A 16,699-nucleotide genomic window follows, 5' to 3' on the forward strand; every position below is an offset into this window, starting at 1 on the left:
AAGCGCATGGCATTTGAAGGATTAGCAAACCGATTGCAGAATGTGTTCGGCAAGCTGAGAAGCAAAGGTAAGCTGACGGAAGAAGATGTAGGCGAAGCGCTTCGCGAGGTAAGATTGGCACTGCTTGAAGCGGACGTTAACTTTAAAGTTGTGAAAGATTTTATCGCGAAGGTGAAAGAGCAAGCGATCGGACAAGAAGTTCTGAAATCTTTTACGCCAGGCATGGTTGTTATCGATATCGTGAACAAAGAGCTTACAGCCCTTATGGGTGGTACACAAAGTAAGCTAGCGCGTTCGAATCGACCACCGACGGTTATTATGATGGCTGGTTTGCAAGGGGCTGGTAAAACAACGACCTCAGGTAAATTAGCTAAAATGTTGATGAAACAGAATCACAGACCGCTGCTTGTTGCGTGTGACATTTATCGTCCCGCGGCGATTAAGCAGTTGGAAGTCCTGGGTGAACAACTGAAGGTTCCGGTTTTCTCACTAGGTGATAAAGTGAGCCCTGTCGAGATTGCCAAAGCGGGTCTTCAACACGCGAAGGATAACGGTAATGACTACGTGATTATCGATACAGCAGGTCGCTTGCACATTGATGAAAACCTCATGGACGAGCTTAAGAATGTACGTGAAGCTACGAGCCCAGATGAGATTTTGCTGGTTGTCGATGCGATGACAGGACAAGATGCGGTCAATGTTGCAGAAAGCTTCCATCAACAGCTTGAATTATCCGGTGTTGTGTTAACCAAACTAGATGGAGATACGCGTGGTGGTGCTGCGTTGTCCGTCAAGGCAGTAACTGGTTGTCCGATCAAGTTCGTCGCGAGCGGCGAGAAAATGGATGCATTAGAGCCATTTTATCCTGACCGTATGGCATCAAGAATTCTCGGTATGGGCGATATGCTCTCCTTAATTGAGAAGGCGCAAGCTGGAATCGATATGGATAAGGCGAAAGAGATGGAGCGCAAAATGCGCAACGCCGAATTTACCTTCGAGGACTTCATTGAGCAGATGGAGCAAGTGAAGAAGATGGGGCCACTTGACCAAATTCTTGATATGCTGCCTGGTGCGAACAAGATTAAAGGCATGAAAGATATGAAGGTTGACGAGAAGCAAATGGCTCGTGTTGAAGCTATTGTGAAGTCGATGACAACCGAAGAGAAGCGTAAGCCTGAGCTGCTGAATGCAAATCGTCGTAAGCGGATTGCAGCAGGGAGCGGGAATACGGTGCAGGAAGTCAATCGTTTCATCAAGCAGTTCGATGATATGCGTAAGATGATGAAGCAATTCTCGGGGATGATGGGACCGAAAGGTGCCAAAGGCATGAAGAAGTTAGGCAAGGGATTCAAATTCCCCTTTTAAATAATGGTGTTTATTCTAAGTAGGAGGTGATTTTTCAATGGCAGTACGTATTCGTCTTAAACGTGTAGGCGCTCATAAAGCTCCTTTCTACCGTGTCGTGGTTTCGGATTCCCGTTCCCCGCGTGATGGTCGTTTTATCGAAGAAATCGGTACTTATAATCCAATTGCTGAACCAGCAGCTGTGGTTCTTGATGAGGAAAAAGCGCTTAAATGGCTTCAAACTGGCGCTCAACCGTCCGATACAGTTCGCAGCCTGTTCTCAAAAGCAGGTTTGATGACTAAGTTTCACGAGCTGAAATTACAGAAGTAATCTGTTATCTTTCGGAGGGTGGGTTCATGAAGGATCTTATCACCGTTATTGCTAAGGCTCTTGTCGATCATCCGGAAGAGGTACGTGTCGCTGTGGTGGAGAAAGAGGACAAGATCGAGTACAGGCTTTCTGTTCATCCCGACGATGTCGGTAAAGTGATTGGCAAGCAAGGCAAGATTGCGAAATCGCTCCGTACAGTTGTCACGTCGGCAGCTGTGAAAGAAACGAAGCGGGTAGCCGTAGAAATCGTTTCATAAGAAATGAGGTTAGGATTCAATTCCTAGCCTTTTTTCGCATATGAAAAGAAGGTAATTTAATGTGGAGGTTGGGCAAGCACATATGACGGAGAAATTAGTGACGGTTGGTAAAGTCGTAAATAGCCACGGGATACGTGGGGAGTTAAAAATCGTGCCAGAAACAGATTTTCCAGAACGGTTTGATGTGGGAAATTCATTAATCATTGTAGACTCTCAAAATAAGCAAACGCCGGTGACAGTGAAAACGTCCCGCTTACATAAAAACGTATTTATTGTCTTGTTCAGTCAATTCTCGAATATTAATGATGTTGAGAAATTTAAAGGCTCCCTGCTAAAGATTGAGGCTAAGGATCAAAAGCCGCTGGAAGAGGGAGAGTATTATTATCACGAAATCATCGGCTGCAAAGTTGTTACAGAAGATGAGCAAGAGCTGGGACTGATCTCTGAAATACTAACACCAGGTGCAAATGATGTCTGGGTTGTTTCTTTACCTAAAGGCAAGCAGCTGTTACTTCCCGTTATAGATGATGTCATTCTAAAGGTTGATATTCCGAACAAAACAATCCGGATTCATCTGATGGAAGGGTTGCTGGAATGAGAGTTGATGTCTTAACCTTATTCCCAGAAATGTTTGAAGGCGTGTTCTCTTCTAGTATTTTAGGGAAAGCGCGTGATAAAGGAATCGTTTCGCTCAGCACGGTTAATTTTCGGGATTATTCCACGAACAAGCATAATACAGTTGACGATTACCCTTATGGCGGTGGTGGGGGCATGGTGCTGAAGCCAGAACCGATTTTTGGTGCTGTCGAGGATTTGCCAACGCATCAAACAGCTGAAGGAGTAGCTATAAAGCCGCGGGTCATCCTGTTATGCCCACAGGGGGAGACCTTCACTCAGAAGAAAGCGGAAGAGCTAGCTGGCGAAGAGCATCTTGTGTTTATTTGCGGTCACTATGAGGGGTATGATGAACGGATTAGGCAGTACCTGGTGACGGACGAGCTGTCTGTTGGTGATTATGTACTGACCGGCGGTGAAATACCCGCTATGGTCATTATAGACAGTGTAGTGAGACTTCTACCTGGGGTTCTCGGCAATGAGATGTCCGCAGTGACGGATTCTTTCTCAACGGGACTTCTGGAGTATCCTCATTATACTCGCCCCGCTAAGTTCAGAGATTGGGAAGTTCCTGAGATGCTTTTATCGGGTCATCATGCCAATGTGAAAAAATGGCGGAACAAAGAGTCACTCATCCGGACTTTAGAACGCAGGCCTGATTTACTTGAGGGCAGAGTATTGACCAAAGAGGAAAAACTATGGGTGGCGGAATGGAAGAAGCAAAAGCAATAACAAAATATATAGTCCTCGGAATCTTCTCTATTGAATTAATCGTGGGACTATGATATTATATATTCTGTTGTGATTTTTTCAACAGTTCGAGTCTGGTGGTCCTCTACGCATAACAACTTAGATTTTACTAACTATTAGCGGAATGAACACCTGTGTGGAAGGAGGGAGTCAACTATGAATCTTATTCAAGAGATTACGAAAGAGCAACTCCGTACGGATATTCCTAATTTCCGTCCAGGAGACACACTTAAAGTACACGTAAAAGTTATCGAGGGTACACGTGAGCGTATTCAGCTGTTCGAAGGTGTTGTTATTAAACGCCACGGCGGTGGAATCAGCGAAACGTTTACAGTTCGTAAAATTTCTTACGGTGTGGGTGTGGAAAGAACTTTCCCATTCCATTCTCCGAAGATTGACAAGATTGAAGTGGCTCGCCGTGGTAAAGTTCGTCGTGCGAAACTTTATTATCTGCGTGGTCTTCGTGGTAAAGCAGCAAGAATTAAAGAAATTCGATAGTAAAATGGGGGGCTTGTTCAGTCAAGTCTCCTTTTCATTTTTTCTGTACATAATAGGACATAATAGAGATCATACCAAAACTGGAAGAGAGGCCGTCAGTGATGGAACATAACGATCAAATGCAACCCAATCAGCCGATCAGTGCTACTCCAGCAAAGACCGTGCAAACAAAAAGTGAAACGTGGGAATGGATTAAAGCGTTAGTAATCGCAGGTGTGCTTGTTATTATTATTCGTTGGTTCCTCTTCTCCCCATTTATTGTTGATGGAGATTCAATGCATCCGAATTTCTTCACGGGAGAGCGATTGATCGTCAATAAAATTGTGTACGATATTCGTGATCCAAAGCGAGGCGAAGTCATCGTTTTCCATGCACCTGAAGGCAAAGATTATATTAAGCGTGTCATCGCCCTACCTGGAGAAACCGTGAAAGTAGTTGGGGACAAGGTGTACATTAACGGTGAAGAGCTGGCCCAACCTTTTATTCAAGCTGCCATTGATCAAGCGGTTAAAGAAGGCCATCCTTACAATACATTACTGGATTTCCCGGAAACGAAAGTGCCGGAAGGCGAGATTTTTGCGATGGGTGATAATCGTCCGAATTCCAAAGATAGTCGTACGAAAAGTGTTGGCTTTGTGCCTTACAATAAAATCGTAGGCCGTGCAGAAGTGATTTTCTGGCCGGTGAAGAAAATTAGTTTCATACATTTTTGAGGTGAAGAGAAATGACCATTCAATGGTTTCCCGGTCACATGACCAAGGCTCGCAGACAGATCGAGGAAAAGCTTAAACTAATTGACGTCGTGATTGAGCTCTTGGATGCCCGAATCCCGCTTTCCAGCCGGAACCCGATGGTTGATGAGATTTTAAAAGGCAAGCCACGTCTCGTATTGCTCAACAAGAACGATCTGGCTGACCCGCAAGTGACGGCAGAATGGGTGAAATATTTTGCAGATCAAGGCTTACCCGCCTTGCCAATTGACGCTGCGAACGGAACGCATGTCAAGGAGATTTTGCCTCGCGTCAAACAGCTATGGGCTCATAAAATAGAAACGATGCTGCGTAAAGGGATTAATCCCCGTGCGATTAGAGCGCTCATTGTTGGGATTCCGAACGTCGGTAAGTCCACACTTATTAATCAGTTGGCAGGTAAGAAGATTGCTGCGACCGGCGATAAGCCAGGTGTGACCAAAGGTCAGCAATGGATCAAGGTTGGCACCGAGATGGATCTGCTGGATACACCGGGGATTTTGTGGCCTAAATTTGAAGACCAGATGGTTGGCATGCGTTTGGCTGCAACTGGGGCCATCAAGGAAGAGCTTCTGCATTTAGATGACGTAGCTTTGTTTACCATTAAATATATGGTTCAGCATTATGGTGCTGGTATCCAGGAACGCTTTGGAGTTCAGGAACTACCGGAAGATATGGATAACATTCAAGAAATGGTGAAGGTCATGGAAGCGATTGGGCGTAAGCGCGGCGCTATAGTAAGCGGGGGGAAAGTAGATTTGGACAAAGCTTCCCTCATTATTATTCGTGATCTGAGAGCTGGGAAAATGGGCCGTATTTCATTGGAACGACCATTTTAATGATGAAGAATCAGGAAGAACCTGGGGCTGAGCCTTGGGTTTTTCTTTTTATTGTGGAGACAAAGTTGAAAAAAATGGGTGTGGCTTGACGAAGTGACGATCCTATATAATGAAGGCATAGGAAAGGGGCATACCACGTGCTAGAAAATGAAAAAGACATATGGCAGCAAGGTTTCACAGCGATAGCAGGTATTGATGAGGTAGGCCGCGGGTGCTTATTTGGGGATGTTGTGGCTGCTGCGGTTATTCTTCCGATGGGACATGTACTTGAAGGAGTAAATGATTCCAAGAAGCTATCGGAGAAGAAGCGTGAGCTGTTATTTGATCAGATAATGAATGAGGCTATATCGGTTGGTGTTGGCATTGTTAATGTTGAAGAAATAGAAGCAATAAATATCAAACAAGCATCAAGACTAGCCATGAAGCAAGCGGTAGAGAAACTGGATCAGATACCAGATTATTTACTAGTTGATGCTGAAAATGTGGACATAGATTTACCGCAATCGGCCATCATTCATGGGGATGCGTTAAGTCAATCCATCGCCGCTGCTTCCATTATCGCCAAAGTGACGAGAGATCGTATGTGTGCGGAATGGGACGAGCAGTATCCAGCATACGGAATCGCCGTACATAAAGGTTATGCGACAAAGCACCATCGAGAGATGCTCTTGAGATACGGGCCTACGCCGCTACATAGGAAATTATTTATTCGTAAAATTATGGCTCAGCTAGAAGCGCAAGAAAATGAACCTCAAATGGAACAGCTCTTATTCGATCTTATTTAAACATTATGATGTAACGAAAAAGGTGTCAAACGCCGATAATATACATACGTGTAATCAGATTTGAGGTGAGCTGTGTGAATATTAGTGGATTAATACGTAACTTGGTCGGGGATTTAACGGCAGCTGATCCGAAGACGCTCGAATTAAAGGTAGGGCAAATTGTCAAAGGTGTAGTGCTTCAACTCCTGAGTGATCAAGAAGCGCTGGTGAATATAGGTGGCACGCAAGTACGTGCAAAGCTGGAAACTCCTCTTAAGCAGGGGGATGTTACCATGCTGCAGGTTCAACCGGAATCTAAGGGCGGTCAAATTATTTTGAAGCCGCTTGTTGCATCCGACGTGCAGATCGCGGATGACTCACTTGGTGAACTTTTGAAGGCTTTTGAGGTAAAGGATTCGGCTGGTAATCGTCAAATGGTGCAGCAGATTCAGCAAGAAGGCATTCCCGTGTCCAAGGAAAATGTGAAGGCATTTGAGAATGTGATGCGAGAGATGCCGCAGGGGGTGGGTAAGGAAGAGTGGCTGCAAGCGGCTGTATTAGCCTCGAAAAGGGGGCTGCCGCTAACAACTGCGACAGTAGATGCCTTAAAGCAAGTGACAACCGGCCCTCCGGCGGGCCAGGTGTTAGAGAAGCTCGAGCAGCAGGCGAATGCGCTGCTTGAGCAAGACCCGACACACCCTGCGGCGGATACCGCCAAGCAGGTTGTGTCGCTGCTCAAGGAGCTGCGTGCTACCGCCGCAGCTGTAAGGCCTGCGGAGCCAGCTGCGCCAGCCTCCGCTGCGGACGAGCCTGCGGCTGCGCCTCCGCAGGCGGGCAGTTCACCACCAGCTGCTACGCAGGCTGGTGGCACTACCGCGGCTGCGCCGCGTGGCAGCGAGCCTGCGGCCGCTGCCATTGCAGCCCCGCCCGCCGCAACAGCAGCGGGCGAAGCCCCTCCCGCGCCGGCAGCTGCTGGCGCGGCGACATTGGCCGCCTCGGCGAAGCCGGCGGCCGACGGGCACGTGGCTCAGGCGCGCAGCGCTGAGCCTGTACGGCAAGGCGAACCGCTGCAAGCGGGTTCGCCAGCGCCTGTGCAAGCCCCGCCTGCGAAGCAGGAGGGCGGGCTTGCCCCTAGAGAGGCGCAAGTTAGTGCGCCTCAAGAGACGCCCAACGCTGATACAGAGACCAACTGGATCAGCAAGATGCTTAAAGCCGTTGGCGTTGAGCATGAATCGCATGTGGCCGCCAAGCTAGACGAGCGCGGCAATGCTGTGCCAGTGCGCCAACAAGCGACGGATGACTCCTTTTCGCTAATTAGCACGAAATCTTCTGATGATCAACAAGGTGATAGCGCGAAGCCAGCCACAGAAACATTGAAAAGCCTTTTACTTCAACTTACTGCATCTGACGATACGCCAGCGCCATTGAAAGAAGCGGCACAGCAAGCGGTCAGTCAAATAACGGGGCAGCAGCTTATGCTGACGAATGATAAGAATGCCATGTTTACGCAAATGACCATGTTTGTGCCCTTCCTGGACAACACAGGTCAGCAAACTGCAGCTATTCATATTCAATCCCGCAAAGGAAGTCGCGGTGAAGTAGATGCTAGCAATTGTCGTCTTTTGTTTGATCTTCAGATGAAGGTAATGGGGAACACGTTACTCGATGTTCAAGTCGTGAACAAAATTGTGTCGTTAAACATTCACAATGATCATCCAGCTCTAGCTGGTTTGATGGAGTCTTCCAAAGATGAGATTGCTGCTGCGATGAATAGTGTAGGTTATCAGTTTATTTCGTTAAAATGTTCGCCATACCCTAAGCCTCCTGAGATTCAAGAAGGTAAGGAAGATGGGACTAAAATAGGATCTTTGGATGGTCGCGTAGATTTGAGTGAGCTTTATCGCCCGAGAACGTATAAAGGGGTTGATGTTCGCGCATGAGTCCTCCGAATAAAACGCCCGAGGAATCACAGCTTACCCCGATCAAGAAGGCAGTAGCGCTGCGCTATTCACCAGAGGCACAGAAAGCCCCAACCCTCATTGCTAAAGGGAAAGGGCATGTGGCTGAAGCTATTTTGCAAAAGGCGAAGGAAAGTGGCATTCCAATTCAAGAGGATAAATCGTTAGTTGAAGTGCTATCCAAACTTGATTTAGATCAAGAAATACCACCAGAGCTTTATCAATTAGTAGCTGAAGTGCTAAGTTTTATTTATCGATCCGATCAGCGTATGAAACCATCGCGAGGCTTAGATTGATGAACAAATTTTATAAAGATGATCGCAAAAAGTTGGGAAAACAAGGTGAGGAACTGGCGTTCAATTATCTCGTAGAGCAGGAGTATCAGATTGTTGAGAGGAATTGGCGCTGTCGTTCTGGTGAGATCGATATCATTGCAGAGAAGTTGAATAAGCTCATTTTTATTGAGGTGCGAACTAGACGTCCGTCTAACCGATTCGGTACAGCCAAAGAATCGGTGGACTACCGCAAGCAGGCGAAGGTTCGTGAAATTGCACAATTTTATATGCATCGCTTTCATAAATATGAGCAATCGATTCAATTCGATGTTATCGCAATTGAAATGTCCGAAAGTAACACGGATTCGAAAATCATACATATACAAGAAGCCTTTTGACAGTCAGTTAGCCTTATGACAAGTCGAAGGGCTTTCTTATTGGGCGTATCTCTATGTACACCTTGGCTTAGATCACAATTTCATCGATGCGTTGGTTTTTATCTAAATTCCGATATTGGATCGCTTCTGCTAGATGAGCGGGGAGTATGCAATCACAGCCGTCTAGATCTGAAATCGTGAGCGCAAGCCGTAAAATTCGATCATGCGCGCGTGCACTTAATCCCAATGCGTCAAAAGAAGTACGAAGTAGCTGATCGCACTCAGGTGTTAATTGACAAATTTCCCGCATTAATCTTCCGCTCAACTCATTATTATGCTGAATATCTGTTCCCGCATAACGCTGCTGCTGTCGCATATGGGCCTGCATGACCTTAGCTCGCATTTCACCAGACGACAAATTAGAAGCATTGTCTTTAAGTTGGGCATAGCTGGGTTTTGGAACTTCAACATGGAGATCAATGCGATCGAGAAGCGGACCTGAAATTTTGGAGCGATATTGGACGATCTTAGCGGGACTGCAGATGCAAGCATTAGCTTCTGTTTCAGCACCATAATAGCCACACGGGCATGGGTTCATAGCTGCGGCTAATATAAAATGGGAGGGGAATGTGTACACAGCTCTTGCTCTGGCAATCATGACGTAGCGATCTTCAAGGGGCTGCCTGAGTACTTCAAGTGCATTTCGTGTAAATTCCGGAAGCTCGTCTAAGAAAAGAATACCACGATGAGATAGACTCACTTCACCGGGTTTGGGGATCGTTCCACCTCCGACGAGTCCAGCAGCTGAGATGGAGTGGTGTGGGGCGCGGAACGATCTTGCACGCATCAGTGTGGAACGGTCTGTCAGCTTGCCAGAAGCACTGTAGATCTTCGTAACTTCGAGTGCCTCTCTGTCGGTTAAAGGCGGAAGTATAGAAGGCAGACGTTTGATAAGCATCGTTTTGCCAGTACCAGGTGGACCAAGAAGGAGTAAATTGTGCATGCCAGCGGCAGCAATCATCATGGCACGCTTTACTTGATGCTGTCCATTAACGTCGGCATAATCTTCAACATAACCAAGCGGGTTATTGACGGAATTAGAAAGAACATGTGATTCACTCTCAACAGTTTGGTAAATAAATTCCGCGTTAGAACATGTGTTCCATTTCTTGAAATCGGATAGATTCGTAATAACACAAACCTCAACACCTTCGATTAAAGCAGCTTCTTGTGCATTTGCAGTTGATAGACAAACTCGCTTAATCCCTGTCATTTTGGCTGCGTGAACCATAGATAGGACACCTGGAACAGGACGAAGAGAACCATCTAGTGCAAGTTCTCCTAGAAATAAGGTGGAAGCGAAGCCTTCAACATGCACTTGACCTGTCGTAATGAGAATGCCAACAGCAATCGCAAGATCGAAAGACGAGCCTTCCTTGCGCAAGTCAGCTGGAGCAAGATTTACCGTAATTCGGTCCATAGGGAAGGTGAAACCACAATTTTTAATCGATGAACGTACGCGTTCCACGGACTCACGAATCGCTGAATCAGGTAGTCCAACTAGGTTGATCTGAGGTAAGCCGCTCGAAATATCGACTTCTACTTCGATCGTTCGCCCTTCAATTCCTTGTAAACAAGCACTCATCACTTTGCCATACATAAAAACACCTTCTTCTCCATGAAATTCACAGTCGCAAGAACTGAGTTTCGAATTGGATAAAAGGTGCTTCCTCATTGATCCGATTAATTTCTTTTATTATAATCGCAATTGGTAAAATTACGCAAATGTTGTCGATCGATGATCACGTTTTAAAAATGTGCGACATGCACATACTGGAAGATGAGGTGATGATATGCAGGAAAAACCATATTTTTGTCCCAACTGCCGTTCGAATCGCATTAAATTTAATGTAATCACGAGCTATTCGCAGTCTTTTCTAAAGGATGCACTTTCCGGGAATATTACTGAATTCCATGATCCTGGCGTCATTCCAGAGCCCGAGCCAACGATTCAATGCTTAATCTGTAACTTTTCAGCGAATGAGATGCGTTTTATTAAGCAAGCAGAGCGAGAACCTCGGGTAAATACAACACCAACATCGTTCTATTAATCAACTTGAAGCAAGACGTATTTTTCAGTACATGAGAAATACGTTTTTTTATTTGTAATTAATTGTGACGTGATAGTTAAATTTTTTCAGTGTGAAAGGAAAATTTGAAGGGATTCACGAAAAAAATAAAGAAACTGTCGAAAATAATGTGATACAATGGTTAGGGCTTGCGAAGAAGTGTGATACTAATTCCGGTAGCAAGATAGTTTCTCGTGCACAACGTCAATTGGAAATTACACTTTTCCCTGTATAGCACGTATAGAAAGTCCATACTGATAGGAGGATTTAGGAAATGAATATCCATGAGTATCAAGGCAAAGAAGTCCTGAGACAGTACGGAGTCAGCGTTCCTAACGGAAAGGTTGCATTTACTGTTGATGAGGCAGTTGAAGCAGCAAAAGAACTTGGAACATCCGTTGTCGTTGTTAAGGCACAAATTCATGCCGGTGGTCGCGGTAAAGCAGGCGGCGTTAAGGTAGCCAAAAGCCTCGATGAAGTTCGTACATATGCTAGCGAAATTCTAGGTAAAGTACTTGTCACTCACCAAACAGGTCCAGAAGGTAAAGAAGTTAAACGCCTTTTGATTGAAGAGGGCTGTGACATTAAGAAAGAATATTACGTAGGTGTTGTTGTTGACCGTGCAACGGGCAGCGTCGTTTTGATGGCTTCCGAAGAAGGCGGTACAGAAATTGAAGAAGTAGCTGAGCACTCTCCTGAGAAAATTTTCAAAGAAGTGGTTGACCCAGCAATCGGACTTCAATCTTTCCAAGCACGTAGACTTGCTTATGCAATCAACATCCCAAATGAGCTTGTAAACAAAGCAGTTAAGTTCATGCTTGCTCTTTACAAAGCATTCGTTGAGAAAGACGCTTCCATTGCTGAAATCAACCCATTGGTTGTAACTGGCTCTGGCGACGTTATGGCACTTGATGCGAAATTAAACTTTGATTCTAACGCTCTTTTCCGTCACAAAGACATCGTTGAGCTTCGTGACCTTGAAGAAGAAGATGCGAAAGAAATCCAAGCTTCCAAATATGACCTAAGCTACATCGCTCTTGATGGAAACATCGGTTGTATGGTTAACGGCGCAGGACTAGCTATGGCCACTATGGACATTATCAAGCACTACGGCGGAGACCCTGCTAACTTCCTAGACGTAGGGGGCGGTGCTACGAAAGAGAAAGTTACTGAAGCTTTCAAAATCATTCTTTCCGATGAGCAAGTGAAAGGGATTTTCGTTAACATTTTCGGTGGTATCATGCGTTGTGACGTTATCGCTGAAGGTGTTGTAGCTGCTGCAAGAGAGCTAGGACTTTCGCGTCCACTCGTAGTTCGTCTTGAAGGAACTAACGTGGAGCTTGGTAAAAAGCTTCTTAACGAATCCGGCTTGAACATTGTTGCTGCTGATTCCATGGCGGATGGCGCACAAAAAATCGTTGCACTTGTTAAATAAATCAAACCTGAGCGGTTTGGAAAATATATAAGGGATGTGAACAATCGATCATGAGTATTTTGGTCAATAAAGATACTAAAGTCATTACTCAAGGGATTACCGGCGCTACGGGTTTGTTTCATACCAAAGGCGGTCTGGACTACGGCACGCAAATGGTGGGTGGCGTAACTCCTGGTAAAGGCGGCACAACAGTAGATATTACTTTGGAAAATGGTGAGCTTGTTAAGCTGCCAGTTTTCAACTCCGTTGTAGAAGCTAAAAACGCAACAGGTGCAACTGCATCCGTTATTTATGTACCACCAGCATTCGCAGCAGAATCCATCATTGAAGCGATTGAAGCTGAGCTTGAATTGGTTATCTGTATCACAGAAGGTATTCCTGTACTTGACATGGTACGCGTTAAGCGTTACTTAGAAGGTAAAAATACCGTTCTTATCGGACCAAACTGCCCAGGTGTTATTACACCAGGCGAGTGCAAAATCGGCATTATGCCAGGATACATTCATACACCAGGTCACGTAGGTGTTGTTTCGCGTTCCGGAACATTGACTTACGAGGCTGTTCACCAATTAACAACTCGTGGAATTGGACAATCCTCCGCAGTTGGTATCGGTGGAGATCCAGTTAAAGGATCCGAGTTTATCGACATCCTTAAACGTTTTAACGAAGATCCAGATACGTACGCTGTTATCATGATCGGTGAAATCGGCGGAACGGCTGAAGAAGAAGCAGCGGAGTGGGTTGCGGCAAACATGACAAAACCTGTCGTTGGTTTCATCGGCGGTAAAACAGCTCCTCCAGGAAAACGTATGGGCCATGCTGGTGCCATCATTTCTGGTGGTAAAGGTACGGCGGCAGAGAAAGTTGCAACTATGGAAAGATGCGGTATTCGCGTAGCGGCTACACCATCCGAAATGGGTTCAACACTTGTTAGCGTACTTGAAGAAAAAGGTATGCTTGATAAAGTTATCACAAAAAAATAAGCTTCGTTTCACGAAGGTAAGCAACCTTCCTTTTCCCTTATTTGGGAATTGGGAGGTTTTTTTATTTTCAGTAAGATGCATAGATTTGTCATTCATGGAAGGAGTGTATATACTAATGGATAATCGCAACTGTTTAATTGGCTTGCACGAGCTTGAGGGGATAGGGTGGAAAACGATTCACCAACTCTTAAGCCGTTTCCCTGAACTAAGTGTTTTAACCGGGCTGACAGCAGGTGAGATCGCTTCATGTGGAATCCGGAGGACGATAGCAGAAACCATTGCGACACGATTAACCCCTGCGTTTGTTGAACAAAAGATACACCAATATAAAAGTCAAGCCATTCGAATCATGACACGTTTCGATGAGGATTATCCGTCAATCCTGCAAGAAATTGCACAACCACCATGGATCTTATATGTGAAAGGCGATCCCTCGATCTTACATGGTCGCTTGCTTGGTATTGTGGGTACCCGAACACCTACGCTGTATGGGAAGAAAATTGCTGAAGAGTGGGCAGCTTCACTTTCGAGAGCAGGATTTGGGATTGTAAGCGGGTTAGCAAGAGGAATAGACAGTAAGGCGCATATTGGTGCGCTGCAAGGGAAAGCGAAGACGGTGGCCGTGCTTGGGTGTGCGATCAATGCGATCTATCCACGAGAGAATGCTTTGTTATTTCGCCACATCGAGCAGGAAGGTGTGATTATTTCGGAATACCCAATTGGAACAGGGATGAGGCCAGGCATGTTTCCGCAGAGGAATCGAATTATCGCTGGATTATCATTGGGTGTTACGGTTGTAGAGGCAGCAGAAGACAGTGGATCATTGATCACAGTTGAATGTGCATTAGATGCTTCACGAGATATTTTCGCGGTCCCGGGTCCAATTAACTCACGACAAAGCAGCGGAGTTCACAAGCTTTTGAAGGATGGCGCGAAATTAGTCACCTGCGTGGAAGAGATTGTCGAAGAGTATAAACACATTATAAATGTAGATGAAATAAATGTTGCTTTACAGCAAAAAGCGACTTTCATTTTCACTGAAGATGAGGTCGAAATTGTACGAAAGCTGTCAGATGATCCAGTCTCAATTGACACTCTATTAGAAGAGACGCAATTTACGTTTGGACATTTGCATGGAGTTCTGTTATCTTTGGTATTGAAAAAGGCGATTAAACAGCTTCCGGGTTCAACATACATTCGAGCATAGGCTAATCACGAAGTTTTGCTTCTCGCCAAGTAAACTTACCTTGAAACCAAGAGGGGAGGAAGGACGAACCATGGCAGATTCGTTAGTCATTGTAGAGTCACCAGCAAAAGCCAAAACCATCGGCAAATATTTAGGCAGTAAGTTCATCGTGAAAGCATCGATGGGTCATATTCGCGACCTTCCGAAAAGCCAAATTGGCGTAGAAGTCGATCGTAACTTTGAGCCTAAATACATAACGATTCGTGGAAAGGGTTCTATCCTTAAAGAACTCAAAGACGCAAGCAAAAAAGTGAAAAAAATATATCTAGCGGCGGATCCGGATCGCGAAGGTGAAGCGATTGCTTGGCATTTAGCTCATTATCTCGACGTGGGTCCAGATGAACTTTGTCGTGTTGTGTTTAATGAGATTACGAAGGAAGCCGTTAAGGACGCGTTTAAAACGCCTCGCAAGATTAATCAAGATTTGGTGAATGCTCAGCAAGCACGTCGGATTTTGGATCGACTTGTTGGTTACAAAATCAGTCCTTTGCTTTGGAAAAAAGTGAAGAAAGGGCTGTCGGCTGGCCGGGTGCAATCAGTAGCGGTTAAGTTAATTCAAGACCGTGAGAATGAAATTAAAGCATTTGAGCCTGAAGAGTACTGGTCGATTACGGCAGTTCTTGATGCAGGCAAAACGGTATTTGAGGCTAAGTATCATAGTCATAATGGTGAGAAAAAAGAACTGCACTCACAAGAAGATGTCGATTTGATTCTTGCTGCTATGGGTAATGAAGCGTTTATTGTGAAAGAAGTGAAAGAGAAAGAACGTCAACGTAACCCTTCTCCGCCTTTTATTACAAGCTCTATGCAACAAGAAGCGGCGCGTAAATTGAATTTCCGTGCTTCCAAGACGATGTCTGTAGCGCAGCAATTATATGAAGGTATCGATTTAGGCAAAGAAGGTACCGTCGGTTTAATTACCTATATGCGTACGGATTCTACGCGGATTTCTCCGATTGCCCAAGAAGAAGCCAAAGACTTTATTATGACGAAATATGGCCCAACTTTTTACCCTGAAACGCCTCGTCAGTATTTGAAGAAAAATGCGAATGCACAGGATGCGCATGAAGGGATTCGACCAACTTCTGTACTTCGTGAACCTGAGCAAATGAAAGCGTTCTTGAGTAAAGATCAGTACCGATTGTACAAGCTCGTGTGGGATCGCTTTGTTGCAAGCCAAATGGCGTCCGCAATCTTGGATACAATGACGATTGATTTAAACGCAGGAGAGACTGTGTTTAGAGCGAACGGATCCAAAATGAAATTCGCTGGGTTCATGAAAGTATACGTAGAAAGCAACGATGACGGAACGACAGAAGAAGATAAATTGCTGCCTCCTCTATCAAAAGGCGATTCATTGCCGAAACAAAGTGTAGAACCGAAGCAGCACTTTACACAACCACCTCCAAGGTATACAGAGGCACGTTTAGTTCGTGCTCTTGAGGAAATGGGGATCGGGCGACCAAGTACTTACGCACCTACACTAGAAACGATACAGAAACGTGGCTACGTAGCGATCGAAGAGAAGAAATTCGTACCGACGGAGCTAGGCGAGCTCGTGATCCAATTAATGCAAGAGTTTTTCCCGGAAATTCTAGATATTGAGTTCACTGCTCATATGGAAGAAGAGTTGGACTTTGTCGAGGAAGGGAAAGAGGATTGGGTTCGAGTACTTGATACTTTCTATACTTCCTTTGAAAAGCGTTTAGAGTTTGCAGAAGAAGAAATGAAAGAAATTGAGATTCAAGATGAAGTTTCGGATGAAATATGTGAGAAATGCGGAAAGCATCTTGTTTATAAAATGGGACGCTTCGGTAAATTCCTAGCATGTTCAGGTTTCCCTGACTGCCGGAATACGAAGCCGATCATTAAGGATATCGGCGTTACTTGCCCAACTTGTCACACAGGTAAAATAGTTGAGCGCAGAAGCAAGAAAGGTCGCGTATTCTACGGCTGTGACCAATATCCAACTTGTGATTTCGTTTCCTGGGATAAACCAGTTAATCGGCCATGCCCAGCGTGCAGCTCAATGATGATTGAGAAGCGAAGCAAGAACGGGGTTATGATTCAATGTACACAATGTGATCATAAGGAAGAAGCAGTTGACGAATCCGATCACACAGATGATATGAAAGATTAGAGGTGTCTG

18 protein-coding genes are annotated in these 16,699 nt (G+C 45.2%); 17 read left to right on the plus strand and 1 reads right to left on the minus strand.

Going from position 1 to position 16,699, the window contains the following annotated elements; genetic code table 11:
* The first annotated feature begins 6 nt into the window (after nucleotides 1-6).
* The 12 genes from ffh (at nucleotide 7) to ASL11_RS33055 (ending at nucleotide 8,778) form a co-directional block, all read left to right on the plus strand.
* Nucleotides 7-1,365, plus strand: coding sequence for a signal recognition particle protein (ffh, locus tag ASL11_RS33000; RefSeq protein WP_056624850.1), 1,359 nt, complete (start codon nucleotides 7-9; stop codon nucleotides 1,363-1,365).
* 37 nt (nucleotides 1,366-1,402) lie between these two features.
* The gene (rpsP, locus tag ASL11_RS33005) at nucleotides 1,403-1,675 is read left to right on the plus strand and encodes a 30S ribosomal protein S16 (protein WP_028558245.1); all 273 of its coding nucleotides are present in this window, start codon (nucleotides 1,403-1,405) and stop codon (nucleotides 1,673-1,675) included.
* Between the two features lie 26 nt (nucleotides 1,676-1,701).
* The gene (locus ASL11_RS33010) at nucleotides 1,702-1,932 is read left to right on the plus strand and encodes a KH domain-containing protein (protein ID WP_028558246.1); all 231 of its coding nucleotides are present in this window, start codon (nucleotides 1,702-1,704) and stop codon (nucleotides 1,930-1,932) included.
* 82 nt (nucleotides 1,933-2,014) lie between these two features.
* The gene (rimM, locus tag ASL11_RS33015) at nucleotides 2,015-2,530 is read left to right on the plus strand and encodes a ribosome maturation factor RimM (protein WP_056625528.1); all 516 of its coding nucleotides are present in this window, start codon (nucleotides 2,015-2,017) and stop codon (nucleotides 2,528-2,530) included.
* The gene (gene trmD, locus ASL11_RS33020) at nucleotides 2,527-3,279 is read left to right on the plus strand and encodes a tRNA (guanosine(37)-N1)-methyltransferase TrmD (RefSeq protein WP_056624853.1); all 753 of its coding nucleotides are present in this window, start codon (nucleotides 2,527-2,529) and stop codon (nucleotides 3,277-3,279) included. The genes rimM and trmD overlap by 4 nt, the downstream gene beginning before the upstream one ends.
* Nucleotides 3,280-3,453: 174 nt before the next feature.
* Complete coding sequence (rplS, locus tag ASL11_RS33025) at nucleotides 3,454-3,795, plus strand: 50S ribosomal protein L19 (RefSeq protein WP_028558249.1); 342 nt, start codon at nucleotides 3,454-3,456, stop codon at nucleotides 3,793-3,795.
* A gap of 101 nt (nucleotides 3,796-3,896) precedes the next feature.
* Entirely contained in the window at nucleotides 3,897-4,508 is a 612-nt protein-coding gene (lepB, locus tag ASL11_RS33030; RefSeq protein ID WP_056624856.1) for a signal peptidase I, read from the plus strand.
* 11 nt (nucleotides 4,509-4,519) lie between these two features.
* Complete coding sequence (ylqF, locus tag ASL11_RS33035; protein WP_056624869.1) at nucleotides 4,520-5,383, plus strand: ribosome biogenesis GTPase YlqF; 864 nt, start codon at nucleotides 4,520-4,522, stop codon at nucleotides 5,381-5,383.
* Between the two features lie 137 nt (nucleotides 5,384-5,520).
* Nucleotides 5,521-6,168 carry a ribonuclease HII gene (locus ASL11_RS33040; RefSeq protein WP_063795764.1) on the plus strand — a complete coding sequence of 216 codons (648 nt, stop codon included), beginning with the start codon at nucleotides 5,521-5,523 and terminating at the stop codon, nucleotides 6,166-6,168.
* A gap of 74 nt (nucleotides 6,169-6,242) precedes the next feature.
* Nucleotides 6,243-8,087: a hypothetical protein gene (locus ASL11_RS33045; RefSeq protein ID WP_056624872.1), complete on the plus strand. Its 1,845-nt coding sequence runs from the start codon at nucleotides 6,243-6,245 to the stop codon at nucleotides 8,085-8,087.
* The gene (locus ASL11_RS33050; protein WP_056624877.1) at nucleotides 8,084-8,401 is read left to right on the plus strand and encodes an EscU/YscU/HrcU family type III secretion system export apparatus switch protein; all 318 of its coding nucleotides are present in this window, start codon (nucleotides 8,084-8,086) and stop codon (nucleotides 8,399-8,401) included. The genes ASL11_RS33045 and ASL11_RS33050 overlap by 4 nt, the downstream gene beginning before the upstream one ends.
* Entirely contained in the window at nucleotides 8,401-8,778 is a 378-nt protein-coding gene (locus tag ASL11_RS33055; protein WP_056624880.1) for a YraN family protein, read from the plus strand. Before ASL11_RS33050 ends, ASL11_RS33055 begins: the two co-directional genes overlap by 1 nt.
* A gap of 67 nt (nucleotides 8,779-8,845) precedes the next feature.
* On the opposite strand, the gene ASL11_RS33060 is transcribed toward ASL11_RS33055, so the two are convergent.
* On the minus strand, nucleotides 8,846-10,417 hold the full coding sequence (locus ASL11_RS33060; RefSeq protein WP_056624882.1) for a YifB family Mg chelatase-like AAA ATPase: 1,572 nt from the start codon (nucleotides 10,415-10,417) through the stop codon (nucleotides 8,846-8,848).
* A gap of 193 nt (nucleotides 10,418-10,610) precedes the next feature.
* Between ASL11_RS33060 and ASL11_RS33065 the strand changes: the two genes are divergently transcribed.
* The 5 genes from ASL11_RS33065 to topA all read left to right on the plus strand — a co-directional run bounded on the left by ASL11_RS33065 (nucleotide 10,611) and on the right by topA (nucleotide 16,690).
* A complete protein-coding gene (locus tag ASL11_RS33065; RefSeq protein ID WP_056624884.1) occupies nucleotides 10,611-10,868 on the plus strand; it encodes a hypothetical protein in 258 nt (85 codons plus the stop codon).
* 292 nt (nucleotides 10,869-11,160) lie between these two features.
* The gene (gene sucC / locus ASL11_RS33070) at nucleotides 11,161-12,321 is read left to right on the plus strand and encodes an ADP-forming succinate--CoA ligase subunit beta (protein WP_056624886.1); all 1,161 of its coding nucleotides are present in this window, start codon (nucleotides 11,161-11,163) and stop codon (nucleotides 12,319-12,321) included.
* A 50-nt stretch (nucleotides 12,322-12,371) separates the two neighbouring features.
* Nucleotides 12,372-13,304, plus strand: coding sequence for a succinate--CoA ligase subunit alpha (sucD, locus tag ASL11_RS33075; RefSeq protein WP_056624890.1), 933 nt, complete (start codon nucleotides 12,372-12,374; stop codon nucleotides 13,302-13,304).
* 115 nt (nucleotides 13,305-13,419) lie between these two features.
* Entirely contained in the window at nucleotides 13,420-14,511 is a 1,092-nt protein-coding gene (gene dprA / locus ASL11_RS33080; protein WP_056624892.1) for a DNA-processing protein DprA, read from the plus strand.
* A gap of 70 nt (nucleotides 14,512-14,581) precedes the next feature.
* The gene (topA, locus tag ASL11_RS33085; RefSeq protein ID WP_056624895.1) at nucleotides 14,582-16,690 is read left to right on the plus strand and encodes a type I DNA topoisomerase; all 2,109 of its coding nucleotides are present in this window, start codon (nucleotides 14,582-14,584) and stop codon (nucleotides 16,688-16,690) included.
* Nucleotides 16,691-16,699 lie beyond the last annotated feature (9 nt).

It is taken from the genome of Paenibacillus sp. Soil750, from assembly GCF_001428045.1.
Taxonomy (GTDB): Bacteria; Bacillota; Bacilli; order Paenibacillales; family NBRC-103111; genus Paenibacillus_E; species Paenibacillus_E allorhizoplanae.

Bases quoted from the DNA above. Each gene is read 5' to 3' on its own strand.
- ffh (WP_056624850.1), top strand. From the start codon at position 7: ATGGCATTTGAAGGATTAGCAAACCGATTGCAGAATGTGTTCGGCAAG.
- rpsP (WP_028558245.1), top strand. From the start codon at position 1,403: ATGGCAGTACGTATTCGTCTTAAACGTGTAGGCGCTCATAAAGCTCCT.
- ASL11_RS33010 (WP_028558246.1), top strand. From the start codon at position 1,702: ATGAAGGATCTTATCACCGTTATTGCTAAGGCTCTTGTCGATCATCCG.
- rimM (WP_056625528.1), top strand. From the start codon at position 2,015: ATGACGGAGAAATTAGTGACGGTTGGTAAAGTCGTAAATAGCCACGGG.
- trmD (WP_056624853.1), top strand. From the start codon at position 2,527: ATGAGAGTTGATGTCTTAACCTTATTCCCAGAAATGTTTGAAGGCGTG.
- rplS (WP_028558249.1), top strand. From the start codon at position 3,454: ATGAATCTTATTCAAGAGATTACGAAAGAGCAACTCCGTACGGATATT.
- lepB (WP_056624856.1), top strand. From the start codon at position 3,897: ATGGAACATAACGATCAAATGCAACCCAATCAGCCGATCAGTGCTACT.
- ylqF (WP_056624869.1), top strand. From the start codon at position 4,520: ATGACCATTCAATGGTTTCCCGGTCACATGACCAAGGCTCGCAGACAG.
- ASL11_RS33050 (WP_056624877.1), top strand. From the start codon at position 8,084: ATGAGTCCTCCGAATAAAACGCCCGAGGAATCACAGCTTACCCCGATC.
- ASL11_RS33055 (WP_056624880.1), top strand. From the start codon at position 8,401: ATGAACAAATTTTATAAAGATGATCGCAAAAAGTTGGGAAAACAAGGT.
- ASL11_RS33060 (WP_056624882.1), bottom strand. From the start codon at position 10,417: ATGTATGGCAAAGTGATGAGTGCTTGTTTACAAGGAATTGAAGGGCGA.
- ASL11_RS33065 (WP_056624884.1), top strand. From the start codon at position 10,611: ATGCAGGAAAAACCATATTTTTGTCCCAACTGCCGTTCGAATCGCATT.
- sucC (WP_056624886.1), top strand. From the start codon at position 11,161: ATGAATATCCATGAGTATCAAGGCAAAGAAGTCCTGAGACAGTACGGA.
- sucD (WP_056624890.1), top strand. From the start codon at position 12,372: ATGAGTATTTTGGTCAATAAAGATACTAAAGTCATTACTCAAGGGATT.
- dprA (WP_056624892.1), top strand. From the start codon at position 13,420: ATGGATAATCGCAACTGTTTAATTGGCTTGCACGAGCTTGAGGGGATA.
- topA (WP_056624895.1), top strand. From the start codon at position 14,582: ATGGCAGATTCGTTAGTCATTGTAGAGTCACCAGCAAAAGCCAAAACC.